Here is a 22,830-nt window from a genome sequence, read left to right on the forward strand (position 1 = left end):
CCGTGAGGGCAACGTTACTGGTGCTCCCCCGGCAGCCGGGGCAAGCCTCACAGCAGCATGACGTCGACCGCGGACCCCTCGCCCACCTCGGTGACGTCCTCGGGCACCACGATCAGCGCATTCGCCAGGGCCAGGCTGCCGATCAGGTGCGAGCCGTGGCCGCCGACCGGCTCCACGACCGGGAGTTCCGCGGCGTCCGGCGCGGGCGTGTACTTCGCCCGGATGAACTGCCGCTTGCCGTCCGGCGAGCGGAACGCGCCCGTGCAGCGGGCCTGCACGACCTTGCGGGCGAGCGTCTCGGCGCCCTGCATGCGCAGCAGCGCGGGCCGGACGAAGACCTCGAAGGACACGAACGCGCTGACCGGGTTGCCGGGCAGCGTGAAGATGGGAGTGTCGTCCGGGCCGATGGTGCCGAAGCCCTGCGGCATGCCGGGCTGCATGGCGACCTTCTCGAACGCCACGGTACCCAGCTCGGAGAGCACTTCCTTGACCACGTCGTACGCGCCTGCGCTCACGCCGCCGGTGGTGACCACCACGTCGGCGCGGATGAGCTGGTCCTCGATGGTGTCGACGAGCGCCTTGGGGTCGTCGGCGACGTTGCCCACCCGGTACGCGATCGCGCCCGCCTCGCGGGCCGCCGCGGTGAGCATGTAGCTGTTCGAGTCGCGGATCTGGCCCGCGGTCAACGGCCGCCCGGGCTGCACGAGTTCGCTGCCGGTGGAGAGGATCACCACGCGCGGCTTGGGGCGGACCCGGATGCGGTCCCGGCCGATCGCGGCGAGCAGGCCCACCTGGGCCGCGCCCAGCTCGGTGCCGGCCGCCAGGACGCTCTGCCCGGCCGCGACGTCGTCGCCGCGCCGCCGGATGTACTGGCCCTCGTCCGGGGAGCGCGTGATGCGCACCGTCGGCATGCCGCCGTCGGTCCACTCGACCGGCACGATCGCCTCGGTGCCCGCCGGGATGGGCGCGCCGGTCATGATGCGCGCGCAGGTGCCGGGGTCGAGCGTCACGTCGGGGGCGGTGCCGGCCGGGATGTCGGCCACCACGTCCAGCACGACCGGGTAGCGCTCGCCCGCGTCGGCGACATCGGCGAGGCGGACCGCGTAGCCGTCCATCGACGAGTTGTCGAAGGGCGGGAGGTCGCCGGTGGCGGCGACCTCGTCGACGAGCAGGCTGCCGTGCGCGTCCAGGAGTTGCAGTTCCAGCGGCGACAGCGGCTGGACTCGTTCGAGGATTCCGGACAGGTGCTCCTCGACGCTCTTCATCCGCGCAACTCCTCGTTGACGTACGTCTTCAGCCAGGTCCGGAATTCCGGTCCCAGGTCCTCACGCTCGCAGGCGAGTCTGACGATAGTGCGCAGATAGTCGCCGCGGTCGCCCGTGTCGTACCGGCGCCCGCCGAACAGTACGCCGTGCACCGGGCCGCCGTTGTCGTCGTCGCGCAGGGCCAGTTCACGCAGCGCGTCGGTCAGCTGGATCTCTCCGCCGCGGCCGGGAGGGGTGGCCTCCAGGACCGGGAAGACCTCGGGGTCGAGCAGGTAGCGGCCGATGACCGCGTACGCGCTGGGCGCGCTGCCGGGCTCGGGCTTCTCCACCAGGTCGGTGACGCGCACGACGTCGCCCTCGCCGGTCGGCTTCACCGCCGCGCAGCCGTACAGGTGGATCTGCGACGGGTCGACCTCTATGAGCGCGATGACGCTGCCGCCGAGGTTCTCGCGGACCTCCAGCATGCGGGCCAGCAGGGGGTCGCGCGGGTCGATGAGGTCGTCGCCGAGCAGCACCGCGAAGGGCTCGTCGCCGACGTGCGGCTTGGCGCACAGGACGGCGTGGCCGAGGCCCTTGGGGTCGCCCTGCCGCACATAGTGCATGGTGGCCAGCTCGCTGGACTCGCGCACGCGGCGCAGGCGCTCCATGTCGCCCTTGGCGGACAGCGCCTCTTCCAACTCGTAGGCCCGGTCGAAATGGTCCTCGAGGGCGCGCTTGTTGCGGCCGGTGATCATGAGGACGTCGTTCAGACCGGCCGCGACGGCTTCCTCGACGACGTACTGGATGGCCGGCTTGTCGACGACCGGCAGCATCTCCTTGGGGGTCGCCTTGGTCGCCGGCAGGAACCTGGTACCCAACCCCGCGGCCGGCACCACAGCCTTGCTGATCCCCCGCTTGCCGCGGGGTGCAGTCGTCGAGTTCATGGTCGAAGACTCTAATCCGGACATCTGAGCAGTACATAAGAATGCCGGGTGAATGTCCGGAAGACATGGGGCGGGCGATGACCGGCCCGGGCTCTAGAGTCCAGGCCATGGCCGAGGAACACACCCCGCAGGACCCGGAGATGAACAGCGCGCCGGCCGAGGCCAAGCGCGCGCTGCGGGCCCGCCTGCTCGCCATCCGCAAATCCCTGGGTTCGGCCGAACGGGCGAACACGGCCGGCGCGCTGGCCGGCGCGCTGCGGGCGCTGCCGGAACTGGCGGCGGCCCGCACGGTCGCGGCGTACGTGCCGGTCGGGGCCGAGCCCGGGCCGCCCGATCTGGCCGAGGTGCTGGCCGGGCCGGGGCGCCGGGTCCTGCTGCCGGTGCTGATGGCGGACGACGACCTGGACTGGGCGGCGTACACCGGGCCGGACTCGCTGGTCGCGGCCGGGCGCGGGCTGCGCGAGCCGGCGGGGCCGCGGCTGGGGCCGGCCGCGGTGGGCGGTGCGGACCTCGTGGTGGTGCCGGGGCTGGCGGTGGACCGGCGCGGGCTGCGCATGGGGCGCGGAGGCGGGTCGTACGACCGGGCGCTCGCGCGGCTTGCGCCGGGCGCGTTCACCGTGGTGCTGCTCTACGACGGCGAACTGCTCGACGTGGTCCCGGCCGAGCCGCACGACCGGCCGGTGCGCGCGGCGCTCACTCCGGCACGGACGGTGCGTTTTCCGGTCGACGAGGCAAGTTAGGCGGACGCAGCTGAGGCTCGCGGTCACGCCGAACTCGTCGAGCCGCTTCAGTGGATGCGTGTGCTCACGCCAGAAAGGTGGGCCCTGGGGCCGCCCGCGGAGCCCCATCCGGCCGCCTCGGCTGGTTCGGCGAGTCGGGTGCACGCGGTGGGCCGGGTGCGCTCGGTAGGCCGAGTGGGTGAGGGGTAGGGCAGGCGCCTGTCCGGCTGGATGCCTGCCCTACCCCTTCCTCACGTCTCTTGCGTCTCTCGGGTCAGCGAGGTGAGCCGGTCGCCGTCGTCCGTCCGGTGGGTGCGCCGCTCGGGGGCGTACTGCCCGGCTGCGCGCCGGGCGTACCAGGCGCGTTCCCCGGGGGTGTGGTGCCCGGGGCGGGCGCGCCCCCGGGTGCTCCGGGCAGGCCTTCCGGTTCCAGGATCAGCGTGTGCTCGGCGGCCGCCTCGACGGCCGGGCGGGTGAACGCCCACACGAGTGTCCGGCCCTTGCGCCACAGGTCCGTCTGGTCGGTGTAGTTGTCGTGCCAGACGTGCCCGGACGCGCCCGTGAGGTTGATCCAGCGCGAGGCGTCCAGGTCGGACATGTCGACGACCATGCGCATCGACGGCACCGTGGTCACTTCGTACCCCTGCGCGGCGTTCCAGCCGGTCGCGTCGACCAGGCCCTCGCCGCCGCCGAGCTGGTACTCGCCGCGGTTCAGCATCCACTTCACGACACCGGGGCCTTCGGTGCCCAGCGTCTGGTTGCGGAGCTCCAGCGTGTGCAGCTTGCCCCAGCTCCAGTTGTCGATGTCCTTGCTCATCTTGGTGGTCAGCTCCTTGCGGGCCGACGTCATCGCCTTGAGCAGCAGGGCGTCGCGCGTGGTGATCTTGGCGGGGTCGTCCGAGATGTTCCACCAGGGGCTCTCGGCGTCCGGCAGCAGGTTGCGGACCACCTCGAACCAGCGGTCGCCGCCGTCCGGCAGCGCGGTGGAGTCGTCGCGGTCGCCGCATTCCGTGTCGCCCGAGGCCTTGTCCAGGTCGCAGTCGCTCTCGGCGCGCACCGACAGCGGCATCTTGTCGCCGAACGCGAGCAGGAGCAGCTGGCGCCATACGCCGTTGAAGTACGCGGCCGCCTTGGAGTCGGCCGGCTGCGTGAAGTCCCAGCCCTTGAGCAGGTTCTGCGCCTCGCGGACCCACGGGTCCTTGACCTGGACGGCGAGCAGGTAGGGCACCAGCGTCTCGGCGATCGGGTTGCGGTTGTCCATCTGCATGCGGGACATGGCCTGCGGGTCGATCTTGGGCTGCGCCTCGATCATGTCGATGATGCGCTGGCTGCGCGAGCCGTAGCCCCAGTCGGTGGTCAGGGAGTACGGGTAGGTCGGGGGCGTCACCGCGTTGTTGGCGGTGACGATGTAGCCCTCCGGCGGGTTGTAGCGGTACGGCAGCGAGTCGAACGGGATCATGCTGTCCCACTCGTACTTCGGGTCCCAGCCGTACGCCGGCCAGCGGCCGTCGCCGAAGCGCCGGATCGGGATGCGGCCCGGGGCCTGGTAGCCGATGTTGCCCTCGACGTCCGCGTACACGACGTTCTGGGACGGCACGTCGAAGCCGCGCAGGGCGTCCCGGAAGGTGTTCCAGTCGGTCGCCCGGTTGAGCTGGAAGAGCGACTCCATGGTGGTGCCGGCCTCCAGCGCGGTCCAGCGCAGGGCGACCGCGAAGCCGTCCTCGCGCTGCGGGCCGGGGTCCGGGATGGGCGCGTCCTTGCCGACCTGCTCCAGCTCGTCGGAGGCCTCGGACAGGATCGGGCCGTGCCGCGTGGAACGCACCGTGATGACGCGGTCCTTGCCGCCGGCCACCTTGATGACCTCTTGGCGGACCTCGTCGAATTCCTTGGGGGCACCGTCGTACAGGTAGCCCTCGCCGGTGGTCTTCTCCAGGTACAGGTCGGCCACGTCGGCGCCCAGGTTGGTCAGGCCCCACGAGATCTTCTGGTTGTGGCCGATGACCACGCCCGGCATGCCGGAGAAGGTGAAGCCGGAGACGTCGTAGGGGCATTCCGCGCTGACCGTACGGCAGTGCAGGCCCATCTGGTACCAGACCGACGGCAGCGACGCGGACAGGTGCGGGTCGTTGGCCATCAGCGGCTTGCCGGTCGTGGTGCGGCTGCCGGACACCACCCACGAGTTCGAGCCGACGCCCGCGCTGCGGTCGGTGAAGATCGGCGGGAGCGACTCGAGTGCCTGGGACAGCTCGGTGAGCGCCTTGGCCGCCGACTTGGACGGGACGGGGGCGGCGGCGTCCGGCTGGAACCGCTCGATCGAGGGGTCTTTCTGGTCCTTCACGATCGCTCCGGACGGCACGATCGGCTGATTGCGCTCATACGGGTAGGGCGGGTACAGCTCGTCGATCTGGTTGACCGTCAGCTTCTCCGAGAGCAGCGCGCGGTCGATCTCGTCCTGCAGGTTGGCGCGCAGGTCCCAGGCCATGGCCTTGAGCCAGGCGACCGAGTCGGCGGCGTCCCACGGGCCGGGCTTGTAGTCGTCGCGCACGAAGCCGAGCAGGGCGTACTCGAACGACATGTCCTCGACGTCGCGGCCCTTGATGTAGCTGTTCACCCCTGCGGCGTACGCCTCGACATAGGCGCGCGACTGCGGGGTCAGCTTGGCGACCTCCTGCTCGGCGATGCGCCGCCAGCCGAGCGTGCGCAGGAAGATGTCGTTGTCGACCTGGTCGGCGCCGAACATCTCGGAGAGCCGGCCGGAGGTCATGTGGCGGCGGACGTCCATCTCCCAGAAGCGGTCCTGGGCCTGGACGTAGCCCTGGGCGCGGAAGAGGTCTTCGGGGGTGTCCGCGTAGATCTGCGGGATGCCGTTCTTGTCGCGCAGGACCTCGACGCGGCCGGACAGTCCGGGCACCTTGATGGCGCCGTCCAGTTCGGGGAACGAGCGGCGGCTGAGGTCGTAGCCGTACCAGCCGAGGGCGCCGAGGACGACGGCGAGCAGCAGGACGAACGCGATGGCGGCGTTGCGCAGGCGGCGGATCTTGCGCTTGGGGCGCGGTGCCGCGGACTTGGCGGGGCGCTCCTCGACGTGGCGGACGCCCGGAGGGAGCGCGGCGGCGGGCTCGGCGCCTTCGGCAGGCGCGGCGGCCTGGGCAGCCTGAGCGGCCTCGGCCGACGCAGGCGCGGCGGACGCAGGCGCGGTCGGTCCGGACGCAGACGCGGGTGCGGCGGGCGCGGCTCCGGATCCGGGCGCAGGTTCTCTCGCGGGGGCGCTGCCTGGAACGTCCGGGAGTTCCGGTACGGACGACTCGGGCTGCTCCGGGCCGGGCGTGTTCGAGGCGGGCATCAAGATCCTTCACGATCGGTGCGGCAAGGGACACCTTAGAGCGGCGCGGCTCACGTCCACCGCCGCCCCGGTGCCCGCTGCGTCCCCCGCATGGCGCAGCACGGTTCGCGCGAGGGACATCACGGGTATAAGGGGGCCCTCGGTTGCGATCCTTACCTTTGGTAAAATATTCGCCAGGCAAAGGTAATGGTCCGTCAGGAGCCGTTGCCGGCAAGAAAACCCGAATAGTTGACGACGCGTCCGATCGTCGCAGGTGGCCGGACCGACGACCCCGTGGAGGTGCCGTCCGTGTCCGTGGACGAGTTGAACAACGTTCTCGCCCTCGGTGCACTCGTCCTGCTGGTCGCCGTCGTCGCCGTACGCCTCGCGACGCGGACCGGGATGCCGAGCCTCCTCATCTACCTCGGCATCGGCGTCCTGATCGGCGGCGACGTCCTGGGCCTGTCGTTCGACAACGCCGAACTGACCCAGACGCTCAGCTATGCAGCCCTCGTGCTGATCCTCACCGAGGGCGGGATCAGCACCAACTGGCAGTCCATCAGACCGACCGTGCCGGCCGCCGCGGTGCTGTCCACGGTCGGGGTCGGCGTCAGCGTCGGCGTCACCGCGGTGGCCGCCAAATTCGTGCTCGACGTCGACTGGTCCACCGCGATCCTCATGGGCGCGATCGTGTCCTCGACGGACGCCGCCGCGGTCTTCTCGGTGCTGCGCACCCTGCCTCTGCCAAAGCGCCTCACCGGCCTGCTGGAAGCCGAATCCGGCTTCAACGACGCGCCCGTCGTCATCCTGGTGGTCACGTTCGCGCACGCCGGCTCGCACCCCTGGTACCAGGTCACCGGCGAGATCATCCTCGAACTCGCGATCGGCGCGGCCATCGGTCTGGCGGTCGGGAAGATCGGCGCGTGGGGCCTGCGGCATATTGCGCTGCCCGCGTCCGGCCTCTACCCGATCGCCGTCATCGCCTTGTGCGTACTCGCCTATGCGACCGGCGCTCTTGCGCACGGCAGCGGCTTCCTCGCGTGCTACTTGGCCGCACTGGTCCTCGGGAACGCCGACCTGCCGCACCGCGCGGCCACCCGCGGCTTCGCCGAAGGCGTCGGCTGGATCGCCCAGATCGGCCTGTTCGTCCTGCTCGGCCTGCTGGTCAACCCGCACGAACTGGGCGGCGCGATCGTCCCGGCGCTGGTCATCGGGACGGTCCTGCTGCTGCTCGCCCGCCCGCTGTCGGTGGTCGTGTCGACGACGCCGTTCCGGGTGCCGTGGCGCGAGCAGGTCATCTTGTCGTGGGCCGGCCTGCGCGGTGCGGTGCCGATCGTGCTCGCGACGATCCCGATCGTGGAAGGCGTCGCGGACGCCGACCGGCTGTTCAACATCACCTTCGTGCTGGTCGTGGTCTTCACCATCGTGCAGGGGCCGACACTGCCCTGGATCGCCGCCAAGGTCGGCTTCGGCGGCAAGCCGCAGTCCGAGGACCTGGGCGTGGAGTCCGCGCCTTTGGACCGGCTGCGCGGACATCTGCTCTCGGTGCATGTACCGGCCGGGTCGCGCATACACGGTGTGGAGATCGGCGAGCTGCGGCTGCCGCGCGGCGCCGCGGTCACGCTGGTCGTGCGCGGCGACGAGAGCTTCGTACCGGGGCCGACGACGGTGCTGCAGCGCGCGGACGAGTTGCTCGTGGTCACCACCGAGGACGTCCGGGACGCCACCGAGCGGCGGCTGCGCGCGGTCAGCCGGGGCGGCAAGCTCGCGGGGTGGTTCGGCGAGCACGGCAACTGAGCGGCGGTCCGGCGGTCCGTTCGTACGGCCGGTACGCCCGTCGTGCGGGGGCGGGAATGCGCGAGGCGTTCGCCCCGTTCATCTCAACGTTGTACGATTTATGGGTAAATCACTTCAGGACCCACTGATCGGCCTGGTCATCTGATCGCCGATCGACCGACTCTGCCTGATGCAGAGCTGGCGTGGCCGTACGGCGGCCGTCCCCTTCGAGGCCTGGTTCTCGCAGGCCGGGGGCGGTAACTACCCCGGTCGACGCGTTGAGGACAGCTCTCGGCGCACGCCGGGGAATCGACCCCGTGCGCTACCAGGCGGCAGGAAGCAGCACAGCCGTGCCGTTCAGCCGGCGTATTTCGCGCGCCGACCGGCCCTTCGGGGGGCGGGGCGCATGATCTCCACCTACACCACGCTGCTGCGGACCCCGTCCGCGTGGCGCTTTCTCACTCCCGGCCTCGTCGCGCGCCTGCCGTACGCGATGCTCGGCCTCGGAATCGTCCTGCTCATCAAGGACACCACCGGCTCGTACGGCATGGCCGGCGCGGTCTCGGCCGCCGCGGCCGTCGCACTGGCCATCGTCGGGCCGCAGACCGGGCGCCTGGCGGACAAGTACGGCCAGGCCGCCGTACTCGTCCCGGGCGCACTGGTGCACGGCGCCGCGGTCGCCGCGCTGATCGTGTGCGCCAAGACCGGCGCGCCGACCTGGACGTTCTTCGCGACTGCGGTCGCGGCCGGTGCGTCCGTACCGCAGATCGGCTCGATGGTCCGGGCCCGCTGGGTCGCGAAGCTGGAAGGGCAGCCGCTGCTGCCGACCGCATTCGCGTTCGAGTCGGTCACCGACGAGTTCACCTTCGTGGTCGGCCCTGTCGTGGCGACCTTCCTGGCCACCGGCATCGACCCGGCCTTCGGGCTGGGGGTCGAGGCCGTGCTGACCGTGGCCGGCTCGCTGGCCTTCGCGGCGCAGCGCTCCACGGCCCCCGCACGGCGCCCGGCGGACGGTACGCCGCACGCCTCCGCGATCCGGGTCGCGGGAGTAAAGGTGCTCGTCGGAGCGTTCGTGTGCATCGGAGCGGTCTTCGGGAGCATCCAGGTCTCGATCACCGCTTTCGCGGAGGAATCCGGACGCGCGGGCCTGGCCGGCGCGCTGTACGCGGTGTTCGCGGGCGGCAGCCTGATCGCGGGGGCGGTCTATGGTGCGATGGCCTGGCGTACCGGCGCCCAGCGCCGGCTGGTCGTGGCCTTCGCGGCCCTGGCACTCGGCACCGCGCCGCTGTGGGCAGTGCCGAACATCATGGTCATGGTCCCGGTCGCACTGATCTGCGGTCTGGCCCTGGCCCCGACCATCATCACCGGCTACACGCTGGTGGAGGGCCTGGTGCCGGCCGCGGCGAAGACCGAGGCGTTCACCTGGCTGACCGGCGCGATCGGCCTCGGACTGGCCTTCGGATCGACCTTCGCGGGCATCGCGACGGACGAATTCGGTGCGAGCCCGGCGTTCGTGCTGACCTTTGCCGCGGCGGCGATCGGGCTGCTCGTGGTGGCCGCCGGAAGGCGCTCCCTGGTGCCCGCGAAGCGGGCCGTGGTGGACGTAACTCCGGTGGATGCTGCACCATTGGCACTCGGCAGGTGAGAGTGCCAGCACCTGTCTTGCGAAGGAGGACCTGACCGTGCCGACGTACCAGTACCAGTGCACCGCTTGTGGCGAGGGCCTTGAGGCCGTCCAGAAGTTCACGGACGACGCGCTCACCGAGTGCCCCGCCTGCCAGGGGCGGCTGCGCAAGGTGTTCTCGGCCGTGGGCGTGGTGTTCAAGGGCTCCGGCTTCTACCGGACCGACAGCCGCGGATCGTCCGGCTCGTCGACCGTGCCGGCGTCGTCCGCGACCACCGCCACGACGCCGTCGACCTCGTCCTCCTCGGACAGCGGGTCGTCGAGCTCGTCGTCCTCGTCGTCGAGCTCGTCGTCGACGACGTCCTCGTCGGCCTCCAGCGCCTCCTGACGGCCGGGGTACGGACGTGACAAGCACCACTGCCCCCGCGGCGGGACCGGCCGGCCAGGGCGTGCTGCCCGAGGGCGTGGCCCCGGCCGAGATCGGCGTGATCGGCGGCTCCGGCTTCTACGCGTTCCTCGAGGACGTCACCGAGGTCCGCATCGACACGCCCTATGGCGCACCGAGCGACTCGCTGTTCTTCGGCGAGATCGCCGGCCGGCGGGTCGCGTTCCTGCCGCGCCACGGGCGCGACCACGCCATCCCGCCGCACCGCATCAACTACCGGGCCAACCTGTGGGCGCTGCGCGCCGCCGGGGTGACCCAGATCGTGGCGCCGTGCGCGGTGGGCGGGCTGCAGGCCGAGCTCGGCCCGGGCACCCTCGTGGTGCCGGACCAGCTGGTGGACCGCACCTCGGGCCGGGTGCAGACGTACTTCGACGGCGTGCCGGCCCCGGTCGTGCACACCTCGTTCGCGGACCCGTACTGCCCGGCCGGCCGCTCGGTCGCCATCGCCACGGCGCGCGGCGCCGACTGGCAGCCGGTGGACGGCGGCACCCTGGTCGTCATCGAGGGCCCGCGCTTCTCGACCCGCGCCGAGTCGCGCTGGTACGGCGCGCAGGGCTGGTCGATCGTCGGCATGACCGGCCACCCCGAAGCCGTCCTGGCCCGCGAGCTGGGCCTCTGCTTCACCGCCATCGCCCTGGTCACCGACCTGGACGCGGGCGTCGAGCAGGGCGAGGGCGTGACGCACGCCGAGGTGCTCGAGGTCTTCGCCAAGAACGTCGGCCGCCTCCGCACCCTGCTCTTCGACGTGGTCGCCGCCATGCCGGCCGAGCGCACCTGCGCCTGCGGCGCGGACGACGTGCCGCGGCCGGAGTAGCCCAGCCCGCCTCCGCAAGACTCTTGGCCTGCTTGCGGGCCACCCCGTCAGCCCCGTCAGCCGAACCCCGGCCGCCGGGGCTGACGCATGCCCGGCCGCGGGCTGTGCGCCGATATACCGGCCGACTGCGCCTGCGCCTGCGCCTGCCGACGGCGTACCTCGGCGAGGCAGCCCCTTCCCGTCTCCCGCAGGGCCCCGGACCGCCACAGGCCTACGGCAGCCCGGAGACCGGTGTACCGGCTACGCGCGGCTCGGCACACGCCCCACCTGGGGTCTGGCATTTTGGGGCCTCTGCCGAGGGCGGTATCGCCGATCGGGGCGGTCGGCGGTCCGCCCTCAGTGGGCGGAACCTGGCCGCTCCACGCCTCACCCATGCCCGCACCCACGCGCGCCGCAGCGGCTCGCGCATAGCACCCCGCGCTCCCCTCCCACGGCGTTGTCCACAGCCTGTGGGTTTTCCACAACGCCACGCCTCGCGGCGAAAGCCCCGGCTCCGGATGCCTCATCGTCGACGTACGACGCGATCCCGCCTCGCCCGTCGACCACTCCCCCGGGAGCCGCCGTGTTCCGTTCAAGCCCACCCCCGCACACCCCCACCCCCAACTCCCCCCCCACCTCCTCTCCCTCCTCCTTCGCCGCGGCCGTCCGCACCGCGGCCGACCACCGCTCCGGCAGCCGGGCCCGCACCGGTACCGGCCCCCGGGCGGCCCGACCACCCCGTGCCTCGCGGTCCGCGCCCGGCGTCCGGCAGCAGCGGCCGGCCGGCCCGACCCCTCGTCAGAGGCTGCGCGCCTGCCAGATGTTCCTCGTGCGGCGCCGCCGGCCCCTGGCGGCCCTGTCCGCCGCCCTCGCGGTCGCCGCCGCCTTGCTGGTGCTCCGACCCCCCACACCGCCGACCGTGCCGATCCTGGTGGCGGCGCGCGATCTCGACCCCGGTGCCGTGCCGGGCAGCCGCGACGTCCGCACCGTGCGCTTCGTGCCCGCCACGGTGCCCGACCACGCCCTCCGCCGCCTCTCCGACGCCCAAGGACGGCCGCTCGCCGCCGCGGTACGCCGCGGAGAGCCGATCACCGACGTCCGCCTCGTCGGCCCGCAGCTCCGCGGCTCGCCGGGCGACGTCGCTCTCCCGGTGCGCTTCGCCGACGCGGACGCCGCCCGGCTGCTGCGCCCCGGCGACCGCGTCGACGTCCTGGCCGGCCCCGCCCCCGACCCCGCACTCACTCTCGGCCTCGGCCCCGGATCGCCCGGCCCACCCGGCCCACCCGGTCCACCCGAGTCCCCCATCGCCCCCGGTTTCCCTGGCTCCGCCGGCCCACCCGAGCCCCCAAAACCAGCCATACCGCACGCCCGCGTCGTCGCCCCCGACACCGCCGTGCTGGCCCGCCCTGAGGGGACTCCCGACAAGCCCGGCGGACTGCTTATCCTCTCCGTCACGCCCGAAGCAGCTGCGGCGATCGCCGGTGCCGCAGCGGCAGCACCGCTCACCTTCGCCATCCGCGGCGTGCCGCGTGATTCATTTGCGACAGGAAGCCAGTGACGCCAGAATTCTTCGAGTTGTTCCAGATGAGCACATAAAGACCATTTGCTCGCATAGTCCGCTTGGGCGAACGTCAGACGCGCGCAGGCCCGCCCGCACGGCCCTCCCGCGGCTCGACACAGCACGTCCCGACCCGAAGGAGGGGGTCCACCTATGGGTGGCTTCAAGAAGTTCCTGATGCGCGGCAACGTCATCGACCTGGCCGTCGCCGTGGTGATCGGCGCCGCGTTCACCGCCGTGGTCAACTCGTTCGTCAAGGGCATCATCAACCCGCTCGTGGGCGCGATCGGCACGAAGTCGCTCGACGAATACAAGACCTGCCTCAAGGGCCCCTGCTCCGCCGACGAAGCGGGAGAGGTCACCGACGGCGTCTACATCATGTGGGGCTCGGTTCTCGGCTCGCTGCTGACGTTCGTCATCACCGCAGCGGTCGTCTACTTCATCTTCGTGCTGCCGATCAACCACCTGATGGAGCGCCGCGCGCGGGCCCTGGGCCAGGCGAAGAAGGAGAAGCTCACCGACAACGAGCTGCTCACCGAGATCCGCGACCTGCTCGCCACCCAGCGCTCCGCCGACGGCAACGGCGGCAATGGCAACGGCTCCACCGGCCCCGCCCCGCAGCGCCCCTCAGGCAGCTGACCTGCAGCCAAGGCGCTGGTCGGGGCGACAGCCCACACGGCACGACCCCCGACCGCGCCGCCCTGCCACTGCGTCACCCATCACTGCGGCGGCACCCCGGCACCCGGCACCCGGCACCTACGACCCGACCCCCGCAGTGACGCCCCCGCCCCCGCTCACAAGTGATGCGGCGGCTTCTCGTCCAAGAACCGGCGCAGATCCGCCTCGGACGAGTCCGCGTACCCCGAATCCCCCGAACCGCGCTCGTCACCCCAGCCGGCGTCCCGCTCGTCCGCGGTCACGTCCGGCAGCAGGTCGCGCCCGTCCAGCCCGAACGGATCCCGCCGCACCGCGGCCTTCCGCGGCTCGGCCGCCTCCTCGCCCGCACGCTCCGCCACGACTCCTCCTCCGACCGCGTCATCCCGTCCCCTCCAGCCTAGGTCGTGCCCCCGCACCGCCTCCGTCCCCCTGACATGCCGCGACCCCGGGAGGCCGTGGTGCCGGTCCCGGGGTCGGGGGCTGGAAAATCCGTCTTCTCTTGTTCTTCCGCTGGTTCCTCTGCTAGGCCGCAAGACCCTGCTCCGTGGCCAGCACCCGCAGCTCGACAAGCGCCTGCTTCTCGATCTGCCGGATGCGCTCACGCGTCAGCCCGAGCTGCTTGCCGACCTCGGTCAGCGTGTGCTGCTTCCCGTCGAGCATCCCGTAGCGGGCCCGCATGATGGTCGCGGTGCGCCCGTCCAACCGCCCGACCAGGTCGGCGATCTGGGTGCGCTCCATCGCCGCCAGCGCGACGTCCTCGGGCGTCACCGGGTCGGTCTCCTGGACCAGTTCGCCCAGCTCCGTCTCGCCGTCGTCGCCCACCGGACTGTCCAGGCTGATCGGGTCGCGGGCCCAGCCCAGCACGTCGGCAACCCGCTCCGGCGTCGAACCGAGCACCTCCGCGATCTCCGGGAAGTCCGGCTCGTGCCCGTGGTCGCGGGCGAACTCCCGCTGCACACGCCGGATCTTGCCGAGCTCCTCGACCAGGTGCACCGGCAGCCGCACGGTCCGCGCCTGATCGGCCATGGCCCGCGTGATCGCCTGACGGATCCACCACGTCGCGTACGTCGAGAACTTGAAGCCCTTCACGTAGTCGAACTTCTCGACGGCGCGCACCAGTCCGACATTGCCCTCCTGGACCAGATCCAGGAACGGCATGCCGCTACGCGGGTATCGGCGCGCCACCGACACCACCAGGCGCAGGTTCGCCCGGATGAACTCGTCCTTCGCCCGGTGCCCGTCCTCGATCAGCGCCCGCAGCTCGTCCTCGCTCGCCCCCTCGGGCAACGCGCCCTCGGCAAGCAGTTGTTCGGCGTACAGCCCGGCCTCGATGGACTGCGACAACTCCACTTCGCGGGCAGCATCGAGCAGCTTGGTCCGGCTGATCTCGTCGAGGTACACACCGACCGTGTCGCGCTCCGCATCCGCGGCCTTCCGCGTACGCGAGGCGGCGACCCGATCGGCTCCCTGGCGGGCAACGCCCCGTGTCGTCGGCATGCTGAGACCCTCGCTTTCGTTAGCGTTCGTCGTAATTGCCCAACAAGCGAAGGTCCTGTGGTATTCCGTCCGCAGGTGTACGCTCGAAAGGTTGGCCGCCGGCCACCCGAAACCTCGGCGCGTCCGCTGCCGCCAACCCGGTAAGCTGACGACCGACCGCCCGCACGGCGATCACTGACCGGGTAACGGCCGAGCGCCCCCCGGTGTTCCGCCTCAGTAGCTCAGGGGATAGAGCACCGCTCTCCTAAAGCGGGTGTCGCAGGTTCGAATCCTGCCTGGGGCACAACACCCGACCAGCACGAAAAGGGCCTCTGACCTGGGAAGTCTCCCAAGGCAGGGGCCCTTCGCACGAGTGATTCAATCGCCCCCAATAGCTCTGGCTGCCGGCAATCACCCCCACTCACGCCGCGCTTTCCCACGAATTCCCCACGAAATTCGCGCGGCGCCGCCTCGTCTTGCGGCAGGTCGGGGCCGGCAGGGTACCTACCTGCGTAGAGCGGGAGATGATCCGGGGACGGTCGGGGCAGGGGCAGCCGTGCCGCCCGTGGCTGTGGTGTGCGGCACCTGAGGGGACGGCAGGGAGGCCGCGGTGGATGCGTCCGAGAGCCACGCCGGGGTGATTGCGGCCGTGTCGCTGTGCGATGCGGCGTGGGTTCCCGGGATCGCCGGGCGGCTGCGTGTTCCGCTGTTGCGTGCCCTGCAGGCGGCCGAGCATGTTCCGCCGGCGCTTGTCGATCAGGTGCTCGCGAGCGGCGACGTCGAAGCGCAGGAGGCGCTCGCGCAGCGTGCGTCGGCCGTGGTCACGCCGGAGCTTGCCGTCGGCCTTGCGTCTTTGGGCCGACCGGAGTTGGCCGTGCGCCTCTATCTGGCGGAGTACCCCTTCGGGTTCCATGACGGCGAGTACGACCGCCGCAGCGGAGAGCCCCCGCTCGACGTCCACGCGCGGGCCGCTGCCCGGGCCTTCGCGGCCCGCAGCCGGGTTCCCCTCGCGCTCCGCGTACGGTCTGCTGTCCTGGCGGCCGCGGACCCGGGCGATCCGCGCTGGCGAGAGCCGGGCGGTCTCGTCCCGCGCGTGTCGGAAAGCCCTGCCGACGCCCGCATCATCCCCGCTCTCCGCGGGCCCTTCCCCGAGTTGATCGCGCACGCGCTGAAGTGCCTGGCCGAAGACCTGCCGCAGCCCGTGCTTCTCGACTCCCTGCGCCGTCTGCTCGAGACGGGCGGCGAGGACGAGTTCGACGGATTCGTCAGGTCCGCCGAACAGCGCGGCCGCGGCGGCCTCGGGCATCTGGCCGGCCGGTGGCGCGAGGCCGCCCTGGCGGCGCCTGTAGTCGACGACGACACGTTCAGCGCGCACATGCTCCTGCTGGGCCTGCGCCACCTCGACGTGCGCCCGCACCGGACGGAGCAGTACGACGACGACTCCGACGAGTACTGGAACCGCGACTACGCGAGCCACGCGCACTCGGCCTTCGCATCGGCGCCGGACGCGCTGCCGATCGACCTGATCCTGGGCGAGCACGCTCGCCGGCCGTTCACGGGCGGAGCGTTGGCGGCGCTGACCCGGCATACGGACTGTCCGGCGGACTTGTCGGCCGAGGCATATCGGGCAGAGCCTTACCGCGTGCTCGCCGCTGCACCGCGCGTCCCGCTCGACTGGATCGTGGGCTACAAGGCGGCAGGTTCCTGGGACCACGTATGGCAGCGCGTCCTGTCGTCCGGCCTCGCGGAGGGGCGGTACGACATCGCCGAGGTGCTGGCCTCGGTGGCGCCGGCGACCGGCGTCTTTCCTGCGCTGCCGTTGGCGGTCCCCGAAGTACGCGCCGCTGTTCGGGGCCTGGCCGCACAGCTGGGTCCGGACACCGCGGCATGGACCGCGGTTCTGGAAGGAACGGCCTGTTGCCGCGGCACCCCGGCGGAGATGGTCGACCCAGCGACCGCCGGGAAGGTCCCCGACCCGCGGGGCCGGATCATGTTCGGGCACGACGAGAGCCGGGCGAACCCCGCCGAGGCTGCCTTCCGGATCCTGTTCCTGTGCGCCGCACCCGACCTGCAAGCGGCCCTCGTCCCATGGCTGCCGCCGCGTGCGCTGCAACTGCTGTGCATGCCCGGCGGAGCGCAAGGCGCGCTGCGCGCGGCGGTCTTCGCCGCGCACGGCCGGACCGCGGCCCTGGCGTCGGCCACGGTCGGGGTCGACTGGCCGTCCGAGGAGATCGCGGCGCTCTTGGACCGCGACGACCCGGGGATCAACAGCCGGCTGTACGCCCGGGCACCGCTCACCCGCGAACAGCGCGTACGCATCACCTCCGGCACCGACAGGCACGGGCGGCCTCGTGCGGTCACCGTCCTCGAAGCGGTCGCGTCGTGGGACGACGCTCCGCCGCGCGACGAACTACCGGACCGGCTCTGGGCCGCCCGGCAGTCCGGGCATCCGCTGATCCTGCGGCACCTGGCCCGGCATCGGGACCCGCCGTACGCAGGGACCGGGCTGGAGATGCTGGTCCGGCTGTGGGAACACGGCGGGCCGCAGGACGTAGCGGAAGTGATCGAGGCTTCCGGCCGGCCGCCTCGCCGCCACGGTCAAGTCCGGGACGGCACCTGGTGGCCGGAGGAGGCCGCCCGGCGCGCATTGCGCACCGAACCGTCCGCCGGACTCGGCGCCGAACCGCACCCGGGACTCGCCCAGTTGCGCGCCGAGGCGGCCCTCGCGTCGCGCCCCGAGAGGTTGATCGCCGAGATACGTGCACGAGGGGCCGACGCGCTCACCTCGGACCTGCCATGGACCGAAATCGTGCGGGCGCAGGCCGAGCGGCCGTTCGACGAGCACCACATCCGCGGTCTCCTCGAAGCCCCGGGCTGCCCACGTGAGTTCCATCGCGCGGTGCTGTCCCGCAGCGCCGCCCGGACCGGCTTCGTCGGCGAGTGGGCCGAGCTCGGCCTGGCCGCCGGCACGATCACCGTGCTCGACGTGGCCGAGGCTTGCACCCCGGCATCGGTCGCCGTCGACGCCATCGCGCACCACGTAGGCCGCACTCTCCAGCCGGTACGCGACCCCGCCCTACGACAGCTCATCCGCAGGGTCCGCGGGCAGCTCGCCGACACCGACACGTGGGTGGTCGCCGCGCTCCTCCTCCCCGACTTCCCCGGCACCCTGTGCGAACTGCTGAACGCCGCCGAGGCCGCGGCCGGTCCCGTCCATCCGGGCCGATAGACCGCGAGGCCGGCGGCAGCCGCTGCCGTCGTGCCGAGCACGCCCCGATCCGGCGGCCGGCACCGCGCGGGGACGAGCGGCCGCGCGCCCTGCGTCGGCACTCCTCTCCGTTCTCCCATCACCCGCGTCACCCGCGCTAGTGACATGCCCGTGTTTGTCCGGGCGTGTTCGGCCGTGGTGCACCGAGGCCGCTTTATGGTGAGTCGGTCCGGGAGCCGACCTCGCCAGGGAGCTGTGATGCGTACGGAACGCCGGTGGACCCAGGTTGTGTCGACGGTGTTGGCGGCGGGTGCGCTGGCGGCGTTCGGCACTGTCGCGGGGGCAGGGACGGCGTCGGCCGAGCCGTACGACTGCAGTGCGGACTCCCGACGCGACGTGGCGGCGGCGTACTGCAACAACGGCACCGGCCAATACCGCGTCGTGGCCACGTGCCGGGGTGTGTCGGGCCTCCAGTACGGGCCCAACCAGCGGCCCGGGACCGCCAGCGTCGTGCGGTGCCCGAATGGGGCCCAGGTGAGTTCGTCGAGCTGGGAGATCACCGAGTGGTGATCCGCAGCGCGTAGGCATCCGTGGGAGACCGCAGGGTCTCCCACGGATTTTTTGTGGCACGGGCTCCCTCGGAGCAGGGCCGGTCGAGCCGGACGACATATCCGCATGGCTCGCGGATACCAGGGACGCCCGCGGCGGGTTCATGCCGAGTCCGGGCCGAGTGCCGCGGCAGGCGCGGAGCAGCGGGACAATGAGGGCGTCGGCGCGCGAGGCGGCGGCCTCTTTTGTGTCTGTGCCCGGGGTGGGGACGGAGGGCGGAGGGGTCGGGCGGCTCGGGATAGCATGATCCGACTTACGACGATCGCCCTGCACCGTCCGTCACTCGGAAGACCACCTTGAGCACGACGGGTGATCGCTTCCGAGGACTCACGACACATCGGCCAGGTAATTGAAGACCAACACGGGGCGGATTCCGTCGCCCAGAAGCCAGGACGCCGGGGTCGCCCCGCGGCGCCGGAAGCAGGTTGTCCTGTGGACGGCCGTGGGTGTGGTCGCTCTCGCGTTCCTCACGGCGATGGAGATCGCCGCACGCCACTACGGCAATCCGGGGCCGCTCACCACGCATGCGCGCGAGCTGGTCTTCACGCCCGATTCGGGGCCGCAGCTGTACGCCGGGCTCGCGCTGATGATGGTGGTCCTCACCTGGCGCCAGAGGTTCCTGGCACTGGGCGCGGCGGCCGGGATCGACGTCGTGTTCGCGCTGGTGCGGTGGGGCGCGGATGCCGACCAGAAGTTCGGCAACGGGGCGCTGTGGGTGCTCTGGGGCTGCGCGCTGTTCGCGCTGGTGAAGCTCCGCGGGCGGGATCGCGTGCTGCTGCTGCAGGGCGTCGGGCTCGGCCTGCTGCTGGTGCTGGGCAACCAGACCGGCGACACGTGGCTGACCATCACGTCGGAGACGCGTCCCGAGGTGCTCGACCCGTACGTGGTGACCGCCGACCACGCGCTCGGCGACCCGTCGTGGCTGATGGGACGCGCGGTCGAGGCGACCGACCCCGTCAGCTCGCATCTGCTGGCCGCCATCTACGGCCAGCTGCCGCTGGCGGCCGCGCTGGTGGCGCTGTACCAGCTGCGGCATGTGGCGACCGAGCGCCGGTTCCCGAGCCACCACCTGGTGCGGACGTTCCTGGCCATCGGCCTGCTGGGCCCCGCGGTCTACATGATCTTCCCGGTGGTCGGCCCGATCTTCGCGTACGGCGCGGACGGCGGGCAGTGGGCGGTGGCCAATCTGTGGCCGGACACCGTGCCGTCGGTCTCGACGCCCGGGCCGATCCCGTTCGACGAGATCACCCCGCGCAACTGCATGCCCAGCCTGCACACCGCGTGGGCGCTGTCGCTGTTCCTGCACTCGCGCAACGGCTCGCGCCTCATGCGGTTCGCGGGGACGTTCTGGCTGGTCGGCACCCTGAGTGCGACGCTCGGCTTCGGCTACCACTACGGCGTGGACCTGGTGGCCGGCGTGGTCTTCGCCCTCACCGTCGAGGCCGCGATGCGGGCGCTCGCACGCGGCTGGGACCGCTCGGCGTCCGTGCTGATCGCGTACGGCGCGGTCGTCTTCGTCGCGCTGCTGCTGTCGTACCGGTTCCTGCCGGTGGAGATGGCCAGGTACCCGTGGCTGTTCGGCCCGCTGCTCATCGCGGTGATGGGCTCGGTCATCTACGGCTGCTGGCGGACGACGAAGGCGTGGGAGCGCGAGGCCGCCCCGAAGGCGGAGCAGCCGGAGCAGACGCAACTCGTCACCGCGTAACCGGACCCCTGGCATATGGTCGGCCCTATGCGTACGCGTGGGGTGTTGTACGTCGTCGGCTCCGCCGGGGCACCGATATTCGGGATCGGCGGCTTCCTGGCGAAGGCGAAGGCCGCGGGCTGGGACACCTGCCTGCTCCTGACGCCGATCGCGGCGGACTGGCTGAGCGCGGAGCTGCCCACGCTGGCCGAGGCGACAGGACGCCCGGTCCGGGTCGCGGACCGGCGCCCGGGCGAGCCCCGGCCGTTCCCGGACCCCGATGCCGTGCTGGCGGCGCCGCTGACCTTCAAGTCGCTGAACAAGTGGGCGCTCGGGCTGTCCGATTCGGTGGCGATCGGCACACTGAATGCCGCCTTGGGCGCGCGCGTGCCGACGGTCGCGGCCCCGTGCTTCAGCCCGGACCTGGCGGCACATCCGCAGACCGCGAAGAGCCTGGACGTACTGCGGGCGTGCGGGGTGCGCCTGGCCGAGGGCCCCGGGCCGGATGACGATTCCGGGAATGCCTTCTGGGCAGGCGTCCTGGCGCAGTTGGACGAACTCTGAGGGGTGCCGCTGAGGCGAGGCAGGCGCGCGAGAGACCCGAGCCGGAGGGGAAGTCCGGCTCGGGGCTCGTGTCAGCAGCCGCCGTCCGCCGGGCGGTCAGGTGCCGATCTTGCCGCCGTCCGCCTTGCGGATGACGACCGTGGCCGAGCGGGGGCGGCCCGCCGGGTCGAAGTCGGGCCAGTTGCTTACCGCGCGGGGGTTCTGCGGCGTCGGGGTGCCCCATGCCGTGGTCGCCTCGCCCGGGTGCTGCACGTTGACGAACATCGTGCGCTGGTCCGGGGTGAAGGTGACGCCGGTGATCTCGCAGCCGCGCGGGCCGGTGAGGAAGCGGCGGACCTCGCCGGTGGCCGGGTCGGCGGCCAGCATCTGGTTGTTGCCGATCCGGTCGTAGCCCTTGGCGGGGAGGTTCTGCGACGAGTTGGAGATGTCGGTCTGGATCCAGAGCCGGCCGTCGTCGTCGACCGCGAGGCCGTCCGGCGAGCCGAAGATCTGCGCCTCGGGCAGCGTGACCTTGGGGTCGTACTTGGGGTCGCCGGCGAGCAGGAAGATGTCCCAGCGGAAGGTCAGCGAGGTGCTGTCGCCGCGGTCCTCGCGCCAGCGCACGATCTGGCCGTACGGGTTCGGGGTGCGCGGGCCGACCGGGCCGCCGCCGCTGCCGTTCGTCAGGGTGAGGAACACGTCCTTGTTGTGCGGGTGGACGGCCACCCACTCGGGGCGGTCCAGCGGCGTCGCGCCCACCGCGTCCGCGGCCTGGCGGGTGCGCAGCAGCACGTCGGCCTGGTCGGCCCAGCCGTTGGCGGCGGTCAGCGCGCCCTGGCCGAAGACGAGCGGCAGCCAGGTGCCGGTGCCGTCGGCGGCGAACTTGGCGACGTAGAGCGTGCCGTGGTCCAGCGGGCTCTTGCCGCGGGCGCGGAGCGAGCGCCACGGGGAGCTGCCGACGAACTTGTAGACGTACTCCTTGTCCTGGTCGTCGCCGGTGTAGACGACGATGCGGCCGCGCGATTCGGTGACCGTGGCGCCCTCGTGCTTGATGCGGCCCAGCGCGGTGCGCTTGACCGGCGTGGAGCGGCCGTCGAAGGGGTCGATCTCGACGACCCAGCCGAAGCGGTTGACCTCGTTGGGGTCGGCGGCCAGGTCGAAGCGCGGGTCGGCCTTGTGCCAGTTGTAGCCGAAGCCGGCCTTGTCGACGCCGTACCGGGCCTGGGCCGGGGTGGCCTTCCAGGACGCGTCGTCGGTGCCGAAGTAGCTGTTCCAGTTCTCCTCGCAGGCCAGGTACGTGCCCCATGGGGTGTACCCGCTGCTGCAGTTGTTGAGGGTGCCGAGCACCGGGCCCTTGGCGGCGAGCGCCGGGTGGGCCGCGGGGACCGGGCCGGAGAAGCGCATCGGGGTGGCGCCGGTGACGCGGCGGTTGAGGCGCGAGTCGACCAGCTTCCAGCGGCCCCGCTCCTCGGCGACCTCGACAATGCTCACGCCGTGTCCGGCGAGGGCCTTGTCGACCTTCTCCTTGGTCATGACCGCGGCGCCGTCCGGGAACAGCAGCGACTGGTCGACGTACTCGTGGTTGAGCACCAGGACGCCGCGGCGGTCGCACTCGCGGCCGCGGCCGGTCGGGAAGAAGTGCATGCCGTCGTGGTTCATGCCGATCTGCACGGCCTGGTCGGCGGCCGAGTTGCTGCCGTCCCTCCGCCACTTCGGGCCGTCGGCGCGCAGCGGCGTGCCCCACGGGATCAGGACGTCGGCGGTGTAGCCGGGCGGCACCACGAAGGTGTCGGCGGTGGACGGCGCGACGGCGGTGAAGCCGAGGAGCTTGCCGGGACGGCCGCCCGGGCGGCCCTGCGCGCTGCCGCGCCCGCTGTCCGCAGCGGCCGCACCGGCCGCGCCCACGACCGCGGTCCCGGCCAGGAAACCGGCCGCGGCGACCGTCGAACCGCGCAGCACGGCACGCCGCGACGCGACGATGTCGGCGAACGGGCGGTTCCGCGACGGGTTCGCGGGAGTGTCGTCAGGGTCGGCGACGGGCGGGCGGTCCACGGGCATGTCGTCCTCGATTCGAAGCGCGGCGGCGTACGTCTCCGGAAGGTAGGGGCGCAGGTTGGCCCGCCGGGGGCGCGCACATGAACAGTGGGCGTACGCGCGCGTACGGACAGACGGAGCCCTCCCGAGGCCATCCCGCGCCCGTCCTGCCGGATTTTCGATGGCCCGGGTAC

Annotated in this window: 17 protein-coding genes and 1 tRNA gene; 12 read left to right on the top strand and 6 right to left on the bottom strand. The window is 72.0% G+C overall.

What is annotated here, in order from left to right; all coding sequences use genetic code 11:
• Window positions 1–47: 47 nt before the first annotated feature.
• Entirely contained in the window at window positions 48–1,265 is a 1,218-nt protein-coding gene (glp, locus tag LZ495_RS13660; protein ID WP_235052425.1) for a molybdotransferase-like divisome protein Glp, read from the bottom strand.
• The gene (gene galU / locus LZ495_RS13665) at window positions 1,262–2,188 is read right to left on the bottom strand and encodes a UTP--glucose-1-phosphate uridylyltransferase GalU (RefSeq protein ID WP_235052426.1); all 927 of its coding nucleotides are present in this window, start codon (window positions 2,186–2,188) and stop codon (window positions 1,262–1,264) included. Before galU ends, glp begins: the two co-directional genes overlap by 4 nt.
• A gap of 107 nt (window positions 2,189–2,295) precedes the next feature.
• On the opposite strand from galU, the gene LZ495_RS13670 reads away from it, so the two are divergent.
• Window positions 2,296–2,928 (top strand): 5-formyltetrahydrofolate cyclo-ligase, encoded by a 633-nt coding sequence (locus LZ495_RS13670; RefSeq protein WP_372498565.1) that lies wholly within the window; start codon window positions 2,296–2,298, stop codon window positions 2,926–2,928.
• Window positions 2,929–3,181: 253 nt separating this feature from the next.
• Here LZ495_RS13670 and LZ495_RS13675 read toward each other — a convergent pair whose 3' ends face one another.
• Window positions 3,182–6,250: a penicillin acylase family protein gene (locus LZ495_RS13675; protein WP_235052427.1), complete on the bottom strand. Its 3,069-nt coding sequence runs from the start codon at window positions 6,248–6,250 to the stop codon at window positions 3,182–3,184.
• 228 nt (window positions 6,251–6,478) lie between these two features.
• On the opposite strand from LZ495_RS13675, the gene LZ495_RS13680 reads away from it, so the two are divergent.
• From LZ495_RS13680 to mscL, 6 genes are all read left to right on the top strand, one after another.
• A complete protein-coding gene (locus tag LZ495_RS13680) occupies window positions 6,479–8,026 on the top strand; it encodes a potassium/proton antiporter (protein ID WP_235052428.1) in 1,548 nt (515 codons plus the stop codon).
• 385 nt (window positions 8,027–8,411) lie between these two features.
• Entirely contained in the window at window positions 8,412–9,650 is a 1,239-nt protein-coding gene (locus LZ495_RS13685; protein ID WP_235052429.1) for an MFS transporter, read from the top strand.
• Between the two features lie 37 nt (window positions 9,651–9,687).
• Window positions 9,688–10,017 carry an FmdB family zinc ribbon protein gene (locus LZ495_RS13690; protein WP_235052430.1) on the top strand — a complete coding sequence of 110 codons (330 nt, stop codon included), beginning with the start codon at window positions 9,688–9,690 and terminating at the stop codon, window positions 10,015–10,017.
• A 61-nt stretch (window positions 10,018–10,078) separates the two neighbouring features.
• On the top strand, window positions 10,079–10,888 hold the full coding sequence (locus LZ495_RS13695) for an S-methyl-5'-thioadenosine phosphorylase (RefSeq protein ID WP_372498570.1): 810 nt from the start codon (window positions 10,079–10,081) through the stop codon (window positions 10,886–10,888).
• A 799-nt stretch (window positions 10,889–11,687) separates the two neighbouring features.
• Window positions 11,688–12,425 carry an SAF domain-containing protein gene (locus LZ495_RS13700; RefSeq protein WP_235052626.1) on the top strand — a complete coding sequence of 246 codons (738 nt, stop codon included), beginning with the start codon at window positions 11,688–11,690 and terminating at the stop codon, window positions 12,423–12,425.
• Window positions 12,426–12,578: 153 nt separating this feature from the next.
• Entirely contained in the window at window positions 12,579–13,064 is a 486-nt protein-coding gene (gene mscL / locus LZ495_RS13705; RefSeq protein WP_235052431.1) for a large conductance mechanosensitive channel protein MscL, read from the top strand.
• A 155-nt stretch (window positions 13,065–13,219) separates the two neighbouring features.
• Here mscL and LZ495_RS13710 read toward each other — a convergent pair whose 3' ends face one another.
• On the bottom strand, window positions 13,220–13,441 hold the full coding sequence (locus tag LZ495_RS13710; protein ID WP_235052627.1) for a hypothetical protein: 222 nt from the start codon (window positions 13,439–13,441) through the stop codon (window positions 13,220–13,222).
• A 163-nt stretch (window positions 13,442–13,604) separates the two neighbouring features.
• Window positions 13,605–14,579 (bottom strand): sigma-70 family RNA polymerase sigma factor, encoded by a 975-nt coding sequence (locus LZ495_RS13715; protein WP_235052432.1) that lies wholly within the window; start codon window positions 14,577–14,579, stop codon window positions 13,605–13,607.
• 210 nt (window positions 14,580–14,789) lie between these two features.
• Between LZ495_RS13715 and LZ495_RS13720 the strand changes: the two genes are divergently transcribed.
• The 5 genes from LZ495_RS13720 to LZ495_RS13740 all read left to right on the top strand — a co-directional run bounded on the left by LZ495_RS13720 (window position 14,790) and on the right by LZ495_RS13740 (window position 20,623).
• Window positions 14,790–14,862, top strand: a tRNA-Arg gene (locus LZ495_RS13720).
• Window positions 14,863–15,168: 306 nt separating this feature from the next.
• Window positions 15,169–17,787, top strand: coding sequence for a hypothetical protein (locus tag LZ495_RS13725; protein ID WP_235052433.1), 2,619 nt, complete (start codon window positions 15,169–15,171; stop codon window positions 17,785–17,787).
• 237 nt (window positions 17,788–18,024) lie between these two features.
• Window positions 18,025–18,336, top strand: a complete 312-nt coding sequence (locus tag LZ495_RS13730) for a hypothetical protein (RefSeq protein WP_235052434.1) — start codon at window positions 18,025–18,027, stop codon at window positions 18,334–18,336.
• 409 nt (window positions 18,337–18,745) lie between these two features.
• Window positions 18,746–20,080: a phosphatase PAP2 family protein gene (locus LZ495_RS13735; protein ID WP_372498571.1), complete on the top strand. Its 1,335-nt coding sequence runs from the start codon at window positions 18,746–18,748 to the stop codon at window positions 20,078–20,080.
• A gap of 27 nt (window positions 20,081–20,107) precedes the next feature.
• The gene (locus tag LZ495_RS13740; RefSeq protein ID WP_235052435.1) at window positions 20,108–20,623 is read left to right on the top strand and encodes a flavoprotein; all 516 of its coding nucleotides are present in this window, start codon (window positions 20,108–20,110) and stop codon (window positions 20,621–20,623) included.
• A 96-nt stretch (window positions 20,624–20,719) separates the two neighbouring features.
• Here LZ495_RS13740 and LZ495_RS13745 read toward each other — a convergent pair whose 3' ends face one another.
• Entirely contained in the window at window positions 20,720–22,654 is a 1,935-nt protein-coding gene (locus LZ495_RS13745) for a PhoX family protein (protein WP_235052436.1), read from the bottom strand.
• Between the last annotated feature and the right edge of the window lie 176 nt (window positions 22,655–22,830).

The sequence above is a fragment of the Yinghuangia soli genome (assembly GCF_021502675.1).
GTDB lineage: Bacteria > Actinomycetota > Actinomycetes > Streptomycetales > Streptomycetaceae > Yinghuangia > Yinghuangia soli.